This is a genomic window from Chromobacterium sp. Ag138, from assembly GCF_055181315.1.
The window spans coordinates 4,832,138-4,848,258 of sequence record NZ_JBUPWA010000001.1 but is presented as its reverse complement, the minus strand read 5'-3'; the positions used below and the strand labels follow the sequence as shown (position 1 = coordinate 4,848,258).

Annotated in this window: 14 protein-coding genes; 6 read left to right on the top strand and 8 right to left on the bottom strand. The window is 67.1% G+C overall.

Features of this window, described 5'->3' with window-relative positions; translation table 11 throughout:
• Positions 1-12: 12 nt before the first annotated feature.
• From ACY3GB_RS22490 to ACY3GB_RS22475, 4 genes are all read right to left on the bottom strand, one after another.
• Positions 13-1,695, bottom strand: coding sequence for a glutamine--tRNA ligase/YqeY domain fusion protein (locus ACY3GB_RS22490; protein ID WP_463090698.1), 1,683 nt, complete (start codon positions 1,693-1,695; stop codon positions 13-15).
• 112 nt (positions 1,696-1,807) lie between these two features.
• Positions 1,808-2,407: a class I SAM-dependent methyltransferase gene (locus ACY3GB_RS22485; protein WP_463090697.1), complete on the bottom strand. Its 600-nt coding sequence runs from the start codon at positions 2,405-2,407 to the stop codon at positions 1,808-1,810.
• Positions 2,394-3,008 (bottom strand): GNAT family N-acetyltransferase, encoded by a 615-nt coding sequence (locus tag ACY3GB_RS22480; RefSeq protein WP_463090696.1) that lies wholly within the window; start codon positions 3,006-3,008, stop codon positions 2,394-2,396. Before ACY3GB_RS22480 ends, ACY3GB_RS22485 begins: the two co-directional genes overlap by 14 nt.
• Positions 3,009-3,241: 233 nt before the next feature.
• Positions 3,242-4,093: a Kdo hydroxylase family protein gene (locus ACY3GB_RS22475; RefSeq protein ID WP_463090695.1), complete on the bottom strand. Its 852-nt coding sequence runs from the start codon at positions 4,091-4,093 to the stop codon at positions 3,242-3,244.
• Between the two features lie 269 nt (positions 4,094-4,362).
• On the opposite strand from ACY3GB_RS22475, the gene ACY3GB_RS22470 reads away from it, so the two are divergent.
• Both ACY3GB_RS22470 and ACY3GB_RS22465 read left to right on the top strand, forming a co-directional pair.
• Positions 4,363-6,630: a YgiQ family radical SAM protein gene (locus ACY3GB_RS22470; RefSeq protein WP_463090694.1), complete on the top strand. Its 2,268-nt coding sequence runs from the start codon at positions 4,363-4,365 to the stop codon at positions 6,628-6,630.
• A gap of 261 nt (positions 6,631-6,891) precedes the next feature.
• Positions 6,892-8,367, top strand: coding sequence for a protein adenylyltransferase SelO (locus tag ACY3GB_RS22465; protein WP_463090693.1), 1,476 nt, complete (start codon positions 6,892-6,894; stop codon positions 8,365-8,367).
• A 38-nt stretch (positions 8,368-8,405) separates the two neighbouring features.
• On the opposite strand, the gene ACY3GB_RS22460 is transcribed toward ACY3GB_RS22465, so the two are convergent.
• Positions 8,406-8,921 carry a GNAT family N-acetyltransferase gene (locus tag ACY3GB_RS22460; RefSeq protein WP_463090692.1) on the bottom strand — a complete coding sequence of 172 codons (516 nt, stop codon included), beginning with the start codon at positions 8,919-8,921 and terminating at the stop codon, positions 8,406-8,408.
• A gap of 190 nt (positions 8,922-9,111) precedes the next feature.
• Between ACY3GB_RS22460 and ACY3GB_RS22455 the strand changes: the two genes are divergently transcribed.
• The 3 genes from ACY3GB_RS22455 to ACY3GB_RS22445 are packed head-to-tail and all read left to right on the top strand — an operon-like array spanning position 9,112 to position 11,479.
• On the top strand, positions 9,112-10,479 hold the full coding sequence (locus tag ACY3GB_RS22455; RefSeq protein ID WP_463090691.1) for an HD-GYP domain-containing protein: 1,368 nt from the start codon (positions 9,112-9,114) through the stop codon (positions 10,477-10,479).
• A 28-nt stretch (positions 10,480-10,507) separates the two neighbouring features.
• Positions 10,508-10,969 (top strand): hypothetical protein, encoded by a 462-nt coding sequence (locus ACY3GB_RS22450; RefSeq protein WP_463090690.1) that lies wholly within the window; start codon positions 10,508-10,510, stop codon positions 10,967-10,969.
• Between the two features lie 33 nt (positions 10,970-11,002).
• Positions 11,003-11,479, top strand: coding sequence for an N-acetyltransferase family protein (locus ACY3GB_RS22445; RefSeq protein ID WP_463090689.1), 477 nt, complete (start codon positions 11,003-11,005; stop codon positions 11,477-11,479).
• Between the two features lie 13 nt (positions 11,480-11,492).
• Here ACY3GB_RS22445 and ACY3GB_RS22440 read toward each other — a convergent pair whose 3' ends face one another.
• Positions 11,493-13,100, bottom strand: coding sequence for a hypothetical protein (locus ACY3GB_RS22440; protein ID WP_463090688.1), 1,608 nt, complete (start codon positions 13,098-13,100; stop codon positions 11,493-11,495).
• Between the two features lie 137 nt (positions 13,101-13,237).
• Between ACY3GB_RS22440 and ACY3GB_RS22435 the strand changes: the two genes are divergently transcribed.
• Positions 13,238-14,008: an HAD-IIB family hydrolase gene (locus ACY3GB_RS22435; protein ID WP_463090687.1), complete on the top strand. Its 771-nt coding sequence runs from the start codon at positions 13,238-13,240 to the stop codon at positions 14,006-14,008.
• Here the strand turns inward: ACY3GB_RS22435 and ACY3GB_RS22430 are convergent.
• Positions 14,005-14,802 carry an EamA family transporter gene (locus ACY3GB_RS22430; protein WP_463090686.1) on the bottom strand — a complete coding sequence of 266 codons (798 nt, stop codon included), beginning with the start codon at positions 14,800-14,802 and terminating at the stop codon, positions 14,005-14,007. The two genes, ACY3GB_RS22435 and ACY3GB_RS22430, sit on opposite strands and share 4 nt — an antisense overlap.
• 46 nt (positions 14,803-14,848) lie before the next feature.
• Positions 14,849-16,075: a hypothetical protein gene (locus tag ACY3GB_RS22425; protein WP_463090685.1), complete on the bottom strand. Its 1,227-nt coding sequence runs from the start codon at positions 16,073-16,075 to the stop codon at positions 14,849-14,851.
• Positions 16,076-16,121 lie beyond the last annotated feature (46 nt).

Genomic DNA, 16,121 nt, shown 5'->3' with positions numbered 1-16,121 from the left:
CGCTGCGATGATTTACTTCCAGCTGTCCTTCAGACCGACGGTGCGGTTGAACACCGCCTTGTCGCCCTTCCGGTGTTCGTAGCGGTCGGTGACGAAGTAACCCAGGCGTTCGAACTGGAAGCGCGACTCCGGTTCCGCCTGCAGCACCGAAGCCTCGACGAAGGCCGGCACCAGCTTCAGCGAGTCCGGGCTCAGGAACTGGCGGAAGTCGACGTATTCGCCATCCTCGCCGCGCACCGCGTCAGGACGCTGCTCGGTGAACAGGCGGTCATACCAGCGCACGTCGGCCTGGATCGCATGCTCGGCCGACACCCAGTGGATCACGCCCTTGACCTTGCGGCCTTCCGGATTCTTGCCCAGCGTGTCGTGGTCGATCGAACACTTCAGCTCGACGATCTCGCCATTGGCGTCCTTCACCACCTCGTCGCACTTGATCACGTAGGAGTAGCGCAGGCGCACTTCGCCGCCGGCGGTCAGGCGCTGCCACTTCGGCGGCGGCGTTTCGGCGAAGTCGTCGCGCTCGATCCAGATCTCGCGGGCGATCGGCACGTCGCGCTCGCCGAATTCCGGATGGTGAGGATGGAACGGCGCGCTGCGGCTGGCGGTGACGGCGGCGTCGTAGTTGGTCAGCGTCACTTTCAGCGGATTGACCACGGCCATCACGCGCGGCGAGTCGTTTTCCAGCGTCTCGCGCACCGCGCCTTCCAGGATGGCCATGTCGATGATGTTTTCGCTCTTCGACACGCCGATGCGTTGGGCGAACAGCTTGATGCCGGCCGGGCTGTAGCCGCGGCGGCGCATGCCGGCGATGGTGGGCATGCGCGGATCGTCCCAGCCGGTGACGGCGCCGTCGTTGACCAACGCCTGCAGCTTGCGCTTGGAGGTCAGCGCGTACAGCAGTTCCAGGCGGGAGAATTCGATCTGCTGCGGATGGTGGCCGATGCTGATGTTGTCCAGCACCCAGTCGTACAGCGGGCGATGGTCTTCAAACTCCAGCGAGCACAGCGAATGGGTGATGCCCTCGATGGCGTCGGAGATGCAATGGGTGTAGTCGTACATCGGGTAGATGCACCACTTGTCGCCGGTGCGGTGGTGGTGCACGCGGCGGATGCGGTAGATGGCCGGATCGCGCAGATTGATATTGCCGGAGGCCATATCGATCTTCAGGCGCAGCGTCTTGCTGCCGTCCGGGAACTCGCCGTTCTTCATGCGGGTGAATAGGTCGAGGTTTTCTTCCGGCGTGCGGTCGCGGTAGGGGCTGTTCTTGCCCGGCTCGGTCAGGTTGCCGCGGTACTGGCGCATTTCCTCGGCGGACAGATCGTCCACATAGGCCTTGCCGGCCTGGATCAGCTCGACGGCGTAGCCGTACAGGCGGTCGAAATAGTCGGATGCGTAGCGCACCTCGCCGTTCCACTTGAAGCCCAGCCAGGAGATGTCCTGCTTGAACGCCTCGACGAACTCGTCCGATTCCTTTTCCGGATTGGTGTCGTCCATGCGCAGATTGCACTGGCCGTTGTAGTCTTCGGCCAGGCCGAAGTTGATGCAGATCGCCTTGGCGTGGCCGATGTGGGCGAAGCCGTTCGGCTCGGGCGGGAAGCGGGTCACCACCGAGCTGCGGCGGCCGGTGGCCAGATCCTCGTCGATGATGCTGCGAATGAAGTTGTTGACAACCGGCGCGTTGTTTTCCGTGCTCATGTTCTGGCTGTGGGTCTGGATAGCGAATCGGCCATTGTAACCGATTTTTCCGCCATTTTCGCCAAGCGGCCCATTCCTCGCTCCAGCCGCCGGCCGCGCGGAGCCGGCGGACTCAGTCCGCCCGCTCCAGCGCCGCTTCCCACAAGGCTTTCGGCAACGCGTATTTGCCGCTGACATGGTGCTCCAGCGACAGGATGCGCCAGCCGTCGGCGAACAGCTCGCGCACCGCCCGCTCGTCGAAAAACCGCTTGGGCGCGCCGTCCACCAGATAATAATCCGGCGCGATTTCCGGATGACCGCTGGCGCCGTGATGGTGGTCGTCGGTCGCGTTCAGCCGGCACAGCAGCGTGCCGCCGGGCGGCAGACACTGGCGGATGCGCTCCACGATCTCCACCGTTTCGTCCCAAGGGAAATAATGTAGCGACAGACTAGCCACCACCGCGCCCGGCCGCACGCCATCCAGTGGAAACGGTTGCCGAACATCCCTGCAATGAAACTTGCCGCCGGGCGCGCGGCAGACAGCAGCGGCAATCGAGCCGGCAGATAGATCGAAGGCGATCAACTCCAGTCCCGCGCCGAGCAGCTCGACCGAATCCTCGCCCTCGCCGCAGCCTATCTCCAGAACCGGCCCCAATCTGCCCGCCTCCCGCAGCAGCGGCAGCCAGCGCGCCAGCCACGGGTCCCGGCTCTCGGACGGGTCAGGCCGGCTCACGAACCTCGCCCAGAAAATCGGCCAGCGGGCGGCGCTGTTTGCCCGCAGCGTCGAAATTGCCGTTTGCCAGATAAGCGGCAAAAGCCGGCTTCAAGGCCTGCCATTCGCCATCCAGCATGGAAAACACGTGGGTGTCGCGGTTGCGGCGCTTGACCACCATGGCCTGGCGCAAGGTGCCCTCGAACTGGAACCCCAGGCGGCGGGCGGCGGCGGCGGAGGCGGCGTTGCGCGAATCGCAGCGCCATTCGCAGCGGCGGTAGCCCAGCTCGAAGGCGGCCTTCAGCAGCAGGAACACGGCCTCGGTGGCCAAACGGGTGCGGCGCAGCGACGCCGAAAAATTGACGTGGCCGATCTCGATGGCTCCGTGGGCCTGGACCATCTGCCGATAGCCCAGGAAACCCAGCGGCTGCTCCGAGTCTTTGGCGCACACGATGTAGAGCGCGGTGTCCGACTGCGCCACGGTCAGCGCCAGCCAGGTCATGAATCCATCCTCATCGGCGAACGGACCATAGGGAAGATGCTCCCAATGCTCGTCATCGCCGGCGAACAGCCGGAACAGCGCCGCGCCGTGGCGGGGCGCGTCCAGCGGACGCAGGGACACGGTCTCGCCTTGGATGGCGGCCTCGGGCGCCTTCCCGGCGGAACGCCAGTCGGGCAGAAGCTGGATCGGGGAAAATATCTGCGGAGAGTGCATGTTCAGGCGACCGTTTCTGTTTTTTTCCATGTAAATGGCGGGCCCGGCACCGCGAACGCGGCGCCGGGTCGCGAAAACCAGGTCATTTTGCTACAAAACGGCAATCCGCGTTACCCATTTCGAGTTTGGCGCGGACAGACTCATGCCAGAGTCCTGCCAGTCAACCGCTCCAGCTGCCGCAGCGGCGACTTGGCCGGGTCGTCCATCTGGTCCAGCGGCAGCCACAGCGTCTGCTCCAGCATGAACTGGCCGGACATCACCGCGTGGGACGCGTGGTCGGAGAAGCAGATCCAGGCGCCGCCCGGCGCGAACGGCACCGTTTCCTGCGGACAATCGCGCTGGTACGCCAGATCGGCCTTCATCGCGTCGTGCAGGTGCAGCATGATGTGGTCGTAGCCGCTGCGCTTGCGCTTGGTGATCTTCAGCGCCGCCAGCAAGGCGGCCGATCCCGGCCATTGGGCCGGCACCCGCGGCAGCATCTTTTTGGCCATATCCTCGAACGGCTCGCCGACGCGCCACACCCGCGGCTCGCCCGCCGGGTTGATGTTGCAGAACACGCGCAGGATGCGCTCGCCGTAGGTGGGGCGGGACGGGAAGGCGTCCACGTGCAGGCGGCTGTCGTCCTTGCGCCACGAGGTCTTGCGGTCTTCCACCCGCACCAGGCGCAGGCTGGTGGGCGCGGCGCGGGTCTTGCCCTGGTATTCCGGCAGCACCCGGGCCAGGAGGTCGGCCGCCGCGCGCTGGTAGCGGGACACCAGCGAGCGCACCGCGCGCTGCGCGTCATCCCCGCCCAGCACGCCGTGCAGCGCGCCGTTGTCCGGCTCCAGGCTGATGTTCTTGCGCTTGGGATCGGCGATGGCCGGGTTCAGCAACGCCTGCTCGGCGGCATCGAGCGTAAAGCCGAAATTCGGCACATGCAGCACCGCGCCCGCCTCCAGCCTGCTCACCAGCCCCGTATCCCCATCCTTCACTCCGACAATGCGTTCCGCCATGATTTCGTCTCCCATCCCGGCAATCATCCAATATTTCGAGAGGCGCGGGCTTGCCGCGCCGCGCAAACCGGCAAGGGTACACCCAAAGCCGCCGCGCCGGCAGCCCCGCTCCGGCGCAGGCCGGCCAGCGCCTTGATTCGCCTGGAAAATCGCCGCGCGCAAAGCCCCTACCGCCACGCGGGCGATTGGCGAGAATAAACGGTTGTTTATGCTGATTTTTTTGCCAGAATGCGGCATAATGGCCGGCTGCCTGAATTCGACGTGAACGCATGACTACTCCGCAAGCCAAACCAATCGATTCCTACCGCAAGTACTGGGCCAGCCGTTTCGGCACCGCCCCGTTCCTGCCGATGACCCGCGCCGAAATGGACGAGCTGGGTTGGGACTCCTGCGACATCATCCTGATCACAGGGGACTGCTACATCGACCATCCGAGCTTCGGCATGGCGCTGGTGGGCCGCCTGCTTGAGGCGCAAGGCTTTCGCGTCGGCATCATCGCCCAGCCGGACTGGCACAGCGCGGACGCGTTCCGCGAACTGGGCAAGCCGAATCTGTTCTTCGGCGTCACCGCCGGCAATATGGATTCGATGATCAACCGCTACACCGCCGACCGCCGCGCGCGCTCCGACGACGCCTACACGCCGAACGCCGAGCCGAACAAGCGCCCTGACCGCGCGGTCACCGTCTACGCCCAGCGCTGCCGCGAAGCCTACCCCGGCGTCGGCGTGATGATAGGCAGCATCGAGGCCAGCCTGCGCCGCATCGCCCATTACGACTACTGGAGCGACAAGGTGCGCCCGTCGGTGCTGGTCAACTCCAAGGCCGACATCCTGCTGTACGGCAACGCCGAACGCGCGCTGGTGGAGATCGCCCACCGCGCCGCCAAGGGCGAGAAGCTGTCCGAGATGCGCGACATCCGCGGCACCGCCTTCATCGTGCCGCACGGCTGGCGCCCGGACGAAGAATGGCAGGAGATGGATTCTAGCGTGGTGGACATCCCGGGCCGCGTCGACCCGCACCTGAACCCGTATCAGGAAATTCCGGAGCAGGCGGCCGAAGCCACCAAGGGCATCGATCCGTCCAAGCCGCAGGTGATCCGCATCGAATCGCGCGAAGAGCGCCTGGCCAAGCGCCGCGCCGAGCGCGCCAAGACCGTGATCCGCATCCCGGCCTACGAAGCCGTCGCCCACGACCCGGTGCTGTACGCCCACGCCAGCCGCACGCTGCACCTGGAATCCAACCCCGGCAACGCCCGCGCGCTGGTGCAGATGCACGGCGAGCGCGACGTGTGGCTGACCCCGCCGCCTATCCCGCTCGTCACCGAGGAAATGGACTTCGTCTACGGCCTGCCCTACGCCCGCAACCCGCACCCGGCCTATGGCGACGCCCACATCCCGGCCTGGGAAATGATCAAGTACTCGGTCAACATCATGCGCGGCTGCTTCGGCGGCTGCACCTTCTGCTCGATAACCGAGCACGAAGGCCGCATCATCCAGAGCCGCTCGGAAGAATCCATCCTGCACGAGATCGAGGAAATCCGCGACAAGACCCCGGGCTTCACCGGCCACATCTCCGACCTGGGCGGCCCGACCGCGAACATGTACCGCTTGAGCTGCAAGGACCCGAAGATCGAGTCGTCCTGTAGAAAGCTGTCCTGCGTGTTCCCGGACATCTGCGAAAACCTGAACACCGACCACAGCCACCTGATCCAGCTGTACCGCAAGGCGCGCGCGCTGCCGGGCGTGAAGAAGATCAACATCCAGTCCGGCCTGCGCTACGACCTGGCCGTGCGCTCGCCCGAGTACATCAAGGAGCTGGTGCAGCACCACGTCGGCGGCTATCTGAAGATCGCCCCGGAACACACCGAGGACGGCCCGCTGTCCAAGATGATGAAGCCGGGCATGGGCGCCTACGACAAATTCAAGGAGCTGTTCGAGCGCTTCAGCCGCCAGGCCGGCAAGGAACAGTACCTGATCCCCTACTTCATCGCCGCCCACCCGGGCACCAGCGACGAGGACATGATGAATCTGGCGCTGTGGCTGAAGAAGAACAACTTCCGCCTGGACCAGGTGCAAACCTTCACCCCGACGCCGATGGCGATGGCCACCACCATGTGGCACACCCGCCGCAATCCGCTGAAGCGCCTGAGCCGCAGCTCGGAAAAAGTGGACGTGGTGCGCGACGGCTACCGCCGCAAGTTGCACAAGGCCTTCCTGCGCTACCACCATCCGGACAACTGGCAGATCATCCACGACGCGCTGATCCAGATGGGCCGCAGCGACCTGATCGGCCACAGCAAGCACTGCCTGATCCCGCCGACGCCGCCGGGCGACAAAGCCGCCGCGGTGCGCCACAAGATGGGCGCGCCGATGAACCGCGGCAAGTCCCCCAGCGCCCGCCAGCCGCAGCAGGGCCAGCGCGCCAAGCCGGCCGCGGCCGTCGGCGCGCGCGGCCAGGGCGGCCGGCCGGCCTCGAGCAAGCCGCAGACTGGCCGCTCGCCGGCCAAACCCGGCGGCAAGACCGGCCGCAGCCGCTGACGCCGCCCCGCCAGAAAACGCCGCCTACCGCGGCGTTTTTCTCGCCGGCGCGCCCGGCATGCCAACACGCTGGCGCCGCGCCCGGACTAGGGGCACAATGTTGCGAGCGGCATGCCATAAACGGTAACACTCGACCGCGAAACTGAATGCCGCGGCAGAGCGCCCCCCCTCCCCATCGCCAAACCGCTCTCTCCCGAGGGAGCGGTTGGGGAACGGGGCCGCAACACGCCAACTCGACACCTCCGCCCACGAGACACAGCCATGATCCGCATCCCCTTCGACCACAGTTACGCCCGCGACCTCCCCGACGCCTGGGCGCCGGTGCGGCCGGAAACGCCGCCCGCGCCGGAGCTGCTGTACTGGAACGCCGAACTGGCCGGCGAACTGGGCCTGGATGCCGAACACGCCAGCGAGGCCGAGCTGGCGCGGCTGTTCTCCGGCGCGGACATCCCCGAAGGCGCGCAACCGATCGCGCAGGCCTATGCCGGCCACCAGTTCGGCGGACTGTCGCCGTCGCTGGGCGACGGGCGCGCGCTGCTCTTGGGCGAAGTGACGGACCGAAACGGCCAACGGCGCGACATCGCCCTCAAGGGCAGCGGCCAGACGCCGTTCTCGCGCCGCGGCGACGGCAAGGCCGCCGTCGGGCCGATGCTGAGGGAGTTGATCGTCGGCGAAGCGATGCAGGCGCTGGGCATCCCCACCACCCGCGCGCTGGCGGTAACGGCCACCGGCGAGCCGGTCTACCGCGAGCGTCCGCTGCCCGGCGCGGTGCTGGCCCGGGTCGCCGCCAGCCATCTGCGCGTCGGCACCTTCCAGTACTTCGCCATCCGCGGCGAAACCGGCATGCTGAAAAAACTGGCCGACTACACCATCGCCCGCCACTATCCGGAGCTGGCCGGACAGGACGGCCGCTACCTGGCGCTGCTGGCCGCCGTGACGGAGCGCCAGGCGGCGCTGATCGCCAGCTGGATGCACGCTGGCTTCATCCACGGCGTGATGAACACCGACAATATGGCGCTGTCCGGAGAGACCATAGACTACGGCCCCTGCGCCTTCATGGACGCCTACTACCCCGGCACCGTGTTCAGCTCGATAGACCACCAAGGCCGCTATTCCTACGGCAACCAGCCGGCCATCGCCCAATGGAACCTGGCCCGCTTCGCCGAAACGCTGCTGCCGCTGATCTCGCCGGACGATCCGGCCGCCGCCGTGCCGGCCGCGACCCAAATCGTCGAAGGCTTCGAGGAACAATACCAGCGCCGCTGGCTGGAACAGGCGCGCCGCAAGCTGGGCCTGGAAGGCGAGCGCGACGGCGATCAAGCGCTGGCCGACGACTGGCTGATGCTGCTGGCAGCCCACGGCGTCGACCACACGCTGGCCTGGCGCTATCTGGCCGACGAGGCGGAGGGCAAGCCCGAGCGGCTGACATCTCTGTTCCCGTCGCCGGAGGCGCTGGCGCCCTGGCTCAAGCAATGGCACGCCCGCCATGTGCCGCGCACTCGCCGCCCGCCCGACATCGCCGCCGCGATGCGCCGCGAAAGCCCGTTCTACATCCCGCGCAACCATCTGGTGGAAGAAGCATTGGACGCCGCCAGCGAACGCGGCGACATGAAGCCGGCGCTGAAGCTATTGGAAGCGCTGCGCCAGCCTTTCACCGAGCGCGAAGGCCTGGAACGCTACGCGCTGCCGGCGGAGCCGGAACTGGCGGAAGGGTATAGGACGTTTTGCGGGACGTGATGACATATTCTCCCGCCATGCCTATTTAAGAAAACGTATCAATTTCCTGACACGTTTTTCACCATCACATAATCATCCATCACAAAGCCATTGCCGATATCGGCCGCCACCTCTTCCCGCACGGCGAAGCCGCGTTTTTCATACACGGCGATGGCCTCGGCGTTGTGGCGGTTGACGGTCAGCATCAGGGCGGCGCAGCCCGTCGCGCGGGCGGCGGCTTCCGCCTCGTCCATCATCCGGCCGCCCAGCCCTTTTCCCCGCGCTTCTTCCAATAGATACAACTGCTCCAGCTTCATTTCGCCGGGCTGTCCAGTCAGCGCGTAGCTGCAATAGCCTACCGGCCGGCCATCCACCCGCAACAGGCGGAACCAGCGGTCCGGCGCGTCCAGATAGCGGCTCAGCTTCTCCGGCGTGTAGCGGCCGGACACCATGTAGTCGATCTGCTCTTTACTGATCATGCCGATGAAATGCTTGCCCCAGATGGCGGCGCCCAGCGCGGCGACGGTTTCGAAATCGGCGGCAGTCAGGGGATCGAGGGTGAAGGCGGCATTCATCAACGCAAGCTCCTGGAAACGAATGACATGACAGGGGGCGGACTGCGGGATATGGCTGAAGCATTCTCGAATGGCCTGGCCAGGCTGTCCAGCGCCGCGCGCGGACGACATTCCCTACGCAAACCATCATTGCGGAAATCCGGTCCGCCGCGCATAAACAAGACAATGCCCGCCGACAAGGGAACCGTCCATGGCCTCCACCCTCAAGCTGTCGCAACTGATCAGCTCGCTCAGCTACGCGCTGGACATCACCGAAGGCCAGCCCGAGGGCCATTGCGTCCGCAGCTGCTGGATAGGCATGCATATCGGCCGCGCGCTGGGATTGGCACCGCAGGAGCTGTGGGACCTCTACTACGCCATCCTGCTGAAAGACCTGGGCTGCAGCAGCAACGCCGCCCGCATCTGCGAGCTGTACCTGACCGACGACCGCAGCTTCAAGCAGGACTTCAAGCAGGTGGGCGCCAGCCTGCCGCAGATGCTGGGCTTCGTGTTCAGCAACACCGGCACCCACGCAGCCGGCTGGCGCGAGCGCGCGGCCTCCATCGTCAACGTGCTGCGCCGCGGCAAGGAAATGGCGGATGAACTGATCAACACCCGCTGCCACCGCGGCGCGGACATCGCCCGCCAGCTGCGCTTCAACGAAAACGTGGCCAACGGCATCCAGTATCTGGACGAGCATTGGGACGGTTCCGGCCGTCCGCTGGGCCTGCAGCGCGACGCCATCCCGCTGAACGCCCGCATCGCGCTGCTGGCCCAGGTGATAGACGTGTTCCATGTCACCCACGGCCGCCACGCGGCGCTGGACGAGGCGGTGCGCCGCGGCGGCGGCTGGTTCGACCCGGAGCTGGTGGCCGCCTTCCGCGGCGCCGGCCGCGACACGGCGTTCTGGCAGCGGCTGGAGTCCAACGACATCGAACGCGCGGTGATGGAGCTGGAGCCGGCCCAATGCACGGTGCCGCTGGACGACGACTATATGGACGAGATCGCCGAGGGCTTCGGCCAGGTGGTGGACTCCAAGAGCCCGTTCACCGCCGGCCACAGCCTGCGCGTCGGCCACTACGCCGACCGCATCGGCGAGGAGCTGGGCCTGAATCCGCAGCGGCGGCGCTGGCTCAAGCGCGGCGCCTTGCTGCACGACGTGGGCAAGTTGGGCGTCAGCAACACCATTCTGGATAAGCCAGGCAAGCTGACGCCGGAAGAATGGGAGGCGGTGAAACTGCATGCCGGCTACACCGAAACCATACTCGGCCGCATCGAATCGTTCGCCGAACTGGCCAAGGTAGCCGGCGCCCATCATGAGCGCCTGGACGGCAAAGGCTATCCGCGCGGCCTCGCTGGCGGCGAGATCGCGCTGGAAACCCGCGTCATCACCACCGCCGACATCTTCGACGCCATCCATGCCGCCCGCCCCTACCACCCGGAAAATCCGGTGCCGGCAACGCTGGCCATCATGCGGAAAAACCTGGGTAGCGCGCTGGACCCGGCCTGCTTCGAGGCGCTGGAAGCCGTGCTGCGGGAAGAGGACGCGCTGGAAAGCGATGTCATCTGCCTGACCTGAACCCGCCAGCAGCCCTTCCCGTTATCGGATGCGCGACAAACTCGACCGCCTCGCCGCCGACCTGAAGCTGGATTCGCCAGAGCGGGAAACCCTGCGCCTGCGCTTCGGCCTCGCCTGCGCGCGGCGCGTCGCCCACCTGCTGGAAAGCGAAGACGTGCGCGCCTGCCTGGACGGCCTGGAACGCTACCTGAGGGGAGAGATGAGCCGCGACGCCCTGGGCGCGCTTGCCGCCCGCGCGGCGACGCTGGCCGGCGCGCATCCGGGCTCCCGCTCGCTGGACGGCTGCGGCCATGCGGCGGTATCGGCCAGCTACGCGGTTGCGCGGGCCTTGGCCGGCCAGGCGCGGCAAGCGGCCGAGTACGCGGCCTATGCCATGGTCTACGGCCAGGGCGGCTACGGCGCGGCGATGGCGCCGGAGTCGTTCGAGCCTGAGTTTGAATGGCAGGCGGCTTGTCTCGCCGAACTGGCTCGCGAGATGAGAATCGGCTGACAATAGCACTTTTCCCGCCGGACCATTCACGCCATGCCTGCGCACCGGATACGCAAAGCCGCCCCCGCCGACCTGGCGCGGATGAACCAGGTGGCGTTCAAATCCAAAGCCCACTGGGCCTACACTGCGCGCCAGCTGGAAGCCTGGCGCGACGACTTGACGACGCCAGCCGACACCCTGGCGAGCCATCCCACCTTCGTCGCGGAAATGAGCGGCACAGTCGTGGGCTTCGCCCAGCTGAACCCGCGCGCCGAGCCATGGCGGCTGGAGTCGCTGTGGGTGCTGCCGGAATGCATGGGCTGCGGTCTGGGCAAGGCGTTGCTGACGCAAGCGCTGGAGATCGCCCGCGCCGCCGGCCAGACCGATATCGCGATAGACGCCGATCCCAACGCGCTGGGCTTTTACCAATCCCGCGGCGCTCGCCGGCTGGCCGACGTCGCCGCGCCGATAGACGGCCAGCCCCAGCGCGTCAGGCCGCAATTGCTGCTGGCCACCTTGCCGCCGGACTAAGCGAGCCAAAAAATCAGGCGTACGCGTCGATGCCCCGCACGGAAGCCCGCCCAACAGCCGGCCCCTCGCCGGGATGGCTGCTCCGCCAGTTCTGATAATCCTTCCACGCCTGCCCCAGCCGTTGGCTGGCGCTGCTGTCGCCCTGCATCGGCGTCAGCTCCACGCCCAGGCGATTCAAGATGCGGAAGATGCCGTCCACGTCCTTCTGGCTGAGGAACTCCGGTTCCGCAGCCTCCGCGTTGCGCGCGTCTTGCTGCTCGACATGGGCCCATCTTTCGAAAGCGGCCTGATCGCCGGCCTGCCCCAGGCTATCGGTCGCGGCCGCCTTCACCCTGTCGTCGTCCTGCAACGCCTGGTGCAGCGCCTGCAAACGCTCCAGCACGCCCTGCCCTTGCTGGTCGTTCCGCACCCGCCCCTCCACATTGGCCAGGTCGGCCATGCCTCCCACGGTCGCGTATTGCGGGGTCAGGCCCTTCGCCTTCATGTCCGCCAGCCAGCTCAGATCGCGCTTGTAGTAGCTCATCGGGTCCACCATCCCGCGCTGAGTCAGCGGCAGCAGCGATTCCGCGTCGTCCTCGGACAACACGCCGCCGGCCCGCAGCAATTGGCTGTACTGCTTGACCTGCTCGACCGACAAGTTCGCGATATCGGTTCCCTTGATCAATCGCAGCATCGACAGGCTGATGCCGTACTGCGCCTGCGCCTGCTGCCCCGCCAGCGCTTCGGCCGCCTGTTTCGCCGGGCTGACAGGCGCTTGCTGCGGCAACTGCTCGCCCGCCACTTCCGTCGACGGCTTGGCGGGCTCCTTGAACACCTTCTTGTCCGCCTCGTCCGCCGGCTTCAGATCGATGCCGAGCTTGTCGCCCGGGTGCCGGAACTGCCATGTCCGATACGCCTGCAGCGCCTGGCGGGCCCACGCGCCATCCTCCAAATCGGAAGATGGCGGCGGCAGCTCCACGCCCGCACGCCGCATGGCCCGGCCTATCGACTCCGCGGTCTCCCGGTCCAAAACCAGCGCTTGACCGTTGGCCTCGGCCTTCTCGGCCGATCGCGCCCAGCGCTCCAGATTCAGCAGATCCTTGGCCTGCGACATGCCGCCCTCGGTGGCGGACTGCACGTCGTCCTCGCTCTGCAGGGCGTCGTGCAGCGCCGCCAGCTTCTCCAGCGTTTGCTGCGCCCTCTCGTATCCCTTGATCGCATAGTTGGCGAAACGCAGCGACACCTCTCCCGCCTTGACGCCGGCCACCTCGTCATCGCGCCGCTTGGAGAAAACATCCAGCGCGTTGACGGCGCCAGAGCCTTTCCAGCCCTTGTTTTCGATGTCGGCGCGAATCACCGCGGCCGTCTCGCCGTCCATCTCGTCATTCGCGCCCAGAATCTCCGTCAGCGCGTGCAAATCCCGCCCGGACATGCTGCGCACGTCGTATTGCTTCAGCAGTTGCAGCGTCCGGGTGCTCAAGCCGTAGCGCGATTCCGGCGAGCCGACAACACGGCCGTTGAGATCCCGCAACGGTTCGGGCTTGCCGCCGCCGCCCTCGTCCGCGACACCCTGGACCCGGCTGCTGAAAACGGCGGCCGCTTGCGGCCGGAAGGAGACGGTCAAGCCATTATTCACAATCACGATTCTGCCCCTGAATATCCAACCACTTTTCATATCGACCATTTCGGTGCAATATTTAGTCAAAATTTAAACAAAAGCAGCAATCCGACAACAAAACAGCGCGTTCGCGCGCACTATTCACAAAATCGCCTGCAAACATGCACTTCATCTTCGACATAGACGGCACCCTCTGCTTCAACGGCGCCAGCATCAGCCCCGCCATCCAAAACGCGCTGGCCGAGCTGGAGCACCGGGGCCACCAGATAGGCTTCGCCTCCGCCCGCCCTTACCGCGACATGCTGCCCTTGCTGGACGAGCGCTTCCACGACGGCCTCTTCATCGGCGCCAACGGCGCGATGACCTGGCACCGGCGCACGCTGGTGGATCTCTCGCCGCTTCCTGACGACACGCTGGAGCAGCTGTTCGAACTGACCGAACGCCATGCCGCTTCCTGGCTGGCCGATCTGGACTGGCATTACCACTACAGCGGCGATCTCGCCCATCCCTTCATGAGCCTGGTGGATCCGGGACGGCTGGCCCGCCAGGTGGAACGCGGCGAGGTCCGCCGGGCCGCGAAACTGTTGGTCACCGACTGCGAAGACAGCGCCGGATTGCAACAGGCGCTGGCGCGGCGCTCGGACATCCGCATCCATCACCACTCGGACCAGCAGATCGTCGACATCACCGCCGCCGGCGTGGACAAGGCGGCCGCGCTGGCCCGCCACGGCATCGCGGCGGATGACATGGTGTGTTTCGGCAACGACAGCAACGATCTCCCGATGTTCGCCGTCGCCCGCCACGCGGTGCAGGTCGGCAGCCATCCGCAATTGCAGCCGCACGCGGCGGAAGCGATTGCGCGTGACGAAAACACGGAGCGGGAACTGATCGCCGCGATGCGGCGCTTGGGCGAGCGTTTCACCGCCGCTTAGGATGCGGCCAGCGCGCCCAGGCTGGCGGCCGTCACCATCGCCAAACCGGCCAATTGCAACGGGCTGGGCGCCTGGCCCAGCAGCGCGCCTCCGGCCAAGACCGCGACCGCAGGCTCCAGGCTCATCAGCACGCCGAACGAGGCCGCGCTCATCCGGCGCAGCGCGGCCAGCTCCAACAGATACGGCAGCGCCGGCATCAGCAGAGACAATCCCGCCAGTCGCAGCAATGCGCCGGCGTCAGGCAAGCCGCCAGCCAGGCAAACCGGCAAGGCGAGCAAGGCGGCCACCGGCAACGCCAGGGCCACGCCATCGCTGCCGCGGCAGAGGTCGCCGGCCCGCCTGAGCAGCGCGATGTAAGCCGCCCAGCACGCCGCGCCCAACAGCGCCCAGGCCAGGCCGGCCGGATCCGCCATCCAGCGCTCGCCATGCCGCGCCAGCGCCAGAATGCCGGCCAGAGCCAGCAACGGCCACCAGCCGCGCCTGGGCCCCTTGTCCGTCCGCCATGCCAGCAGCAGGGGCCCCAGCAGATTGATCGCTACCGCCAGCCCTTGGGGCAACGTGAGAATGGCGGCGAAAAAGCTTCCCAGCATGCCGGCCATCGCCAGGCCCAGTCCGAGCAGAACCCGCCATGCGCCGCCAGGCAGCCGCGGCCGGGCCGAACGCCGCCACAGCGACAGCAGCGCGGCGGCGAACACCAGGCGCCAGGCTGTCGCATGCAGCGCGCCCAGCGTCTGCGTCTCGGATTGCGACAATGCCGCGCCGAACTGCACGCAGCACATGGACAAGACTGCCAATCCGGCGCCGGACAGCACCCGCGCCCTGTCGGGCCATCCTGTCGCCTCAATAGGTGACGAACTCACCGCGCAGCCTCCGCTTCATCTGCCGATGCCGGTCCGCCAGTTCCGGCGTCAGGCCCTCGCCGCCCAGATGCACCAGCGCCGCGCCGCCCAGCTCCTCCCTGGCCAGGCCGACGACGGCATCGACGCCGCCCGCTTGCTCCCCGATCAGCCTGAGCAACACCAGCGCATGGCGCATGTCGTCGGTGATCAGGCCAATGCGGGCGGCCCGCGCCGCGTCCGGCCCGTTGACGCCGATCGACCAGCGCGCGCGGCGCAGCATCGCCGCATCGTTGGCGCCGTCGCCCATCGTCACCAGGCGGTCCGGACCGCCGGCTCGGCGCGCCAGGGTCAGCGCCAGCGCGGCCTTGGCGCGGTCGCCCACCATGGCGCAGGCCTCGACGATCCTGCCCAGCGCGGAGGAGGCGGGGCTGGCCGCCCTCTCGCCATGCGTATAGGAAATGCCCAGTTCTTCGCGGTACAGGCGGCGAAACCGCTGCCGCAGCCGTTTCCTGCCGGCATCCGAAAAATGCCGCCTCCGCGTCGAGCCGTCCATCCACACCTCAGACTCTCGGTCGATCAGCTCGTAGGCATCGCGCAGATAAGCCCTCACCCAGGCGATTTCGACATCCCAGCGGCCAAGCCGGCGCAGCAGCGCCTCGGCCTCCCGCAAGGGAAACGGAGAGCCCAGCAGCCGGCCAGGCGACAGCCAGCCGCACCGCTCGGCCACCGCCCGGTAAGGCTGCTGCGGCGCCGTGGTGATGCCCGCCCGCTGCCAGCCCATCTCGTCCAGCCGCCGCGCCATGTCGGCCGCGCCCGGCGTCTCCCGCGACCTCAGCGCCAAGCGCTCCAGGTAAGCGTAATCGGCGCCGGCGGCCAACAGCAGGGGCAAGGCGAAGATGGTGTCGGTGCCCTCCTGCGCCAGCGTGTAGCCGCCGTCGGGCCGCGTCTCGCGGCGCCTGGCACCCTCCGGCCGCCGCGAGGCTTCGGTATCGGCGCTGAACGCCGCGTAACCCTCTGCGTATAGGATCTGGCCATACGACGGCGCGGCATCGATCCCGCCCGCCGCCGGCGCCAGGCAGGCGGACAGCGCTTCGGCGATGAAATCCCCCAAGAACAGCGGCCCCTCCACATCGCTGGCCAATAGCCAGCCCCCGGGCAGGATGCGGGCCGCATCGGCCATCGTCCCCAGACTCGCCGCCGCCAAGCCGCCGATATCGTCAGTCTCCATCGCGCTTTCCCGATAGCTGGATGATGCTTCCGGTATAGGGAGGCGG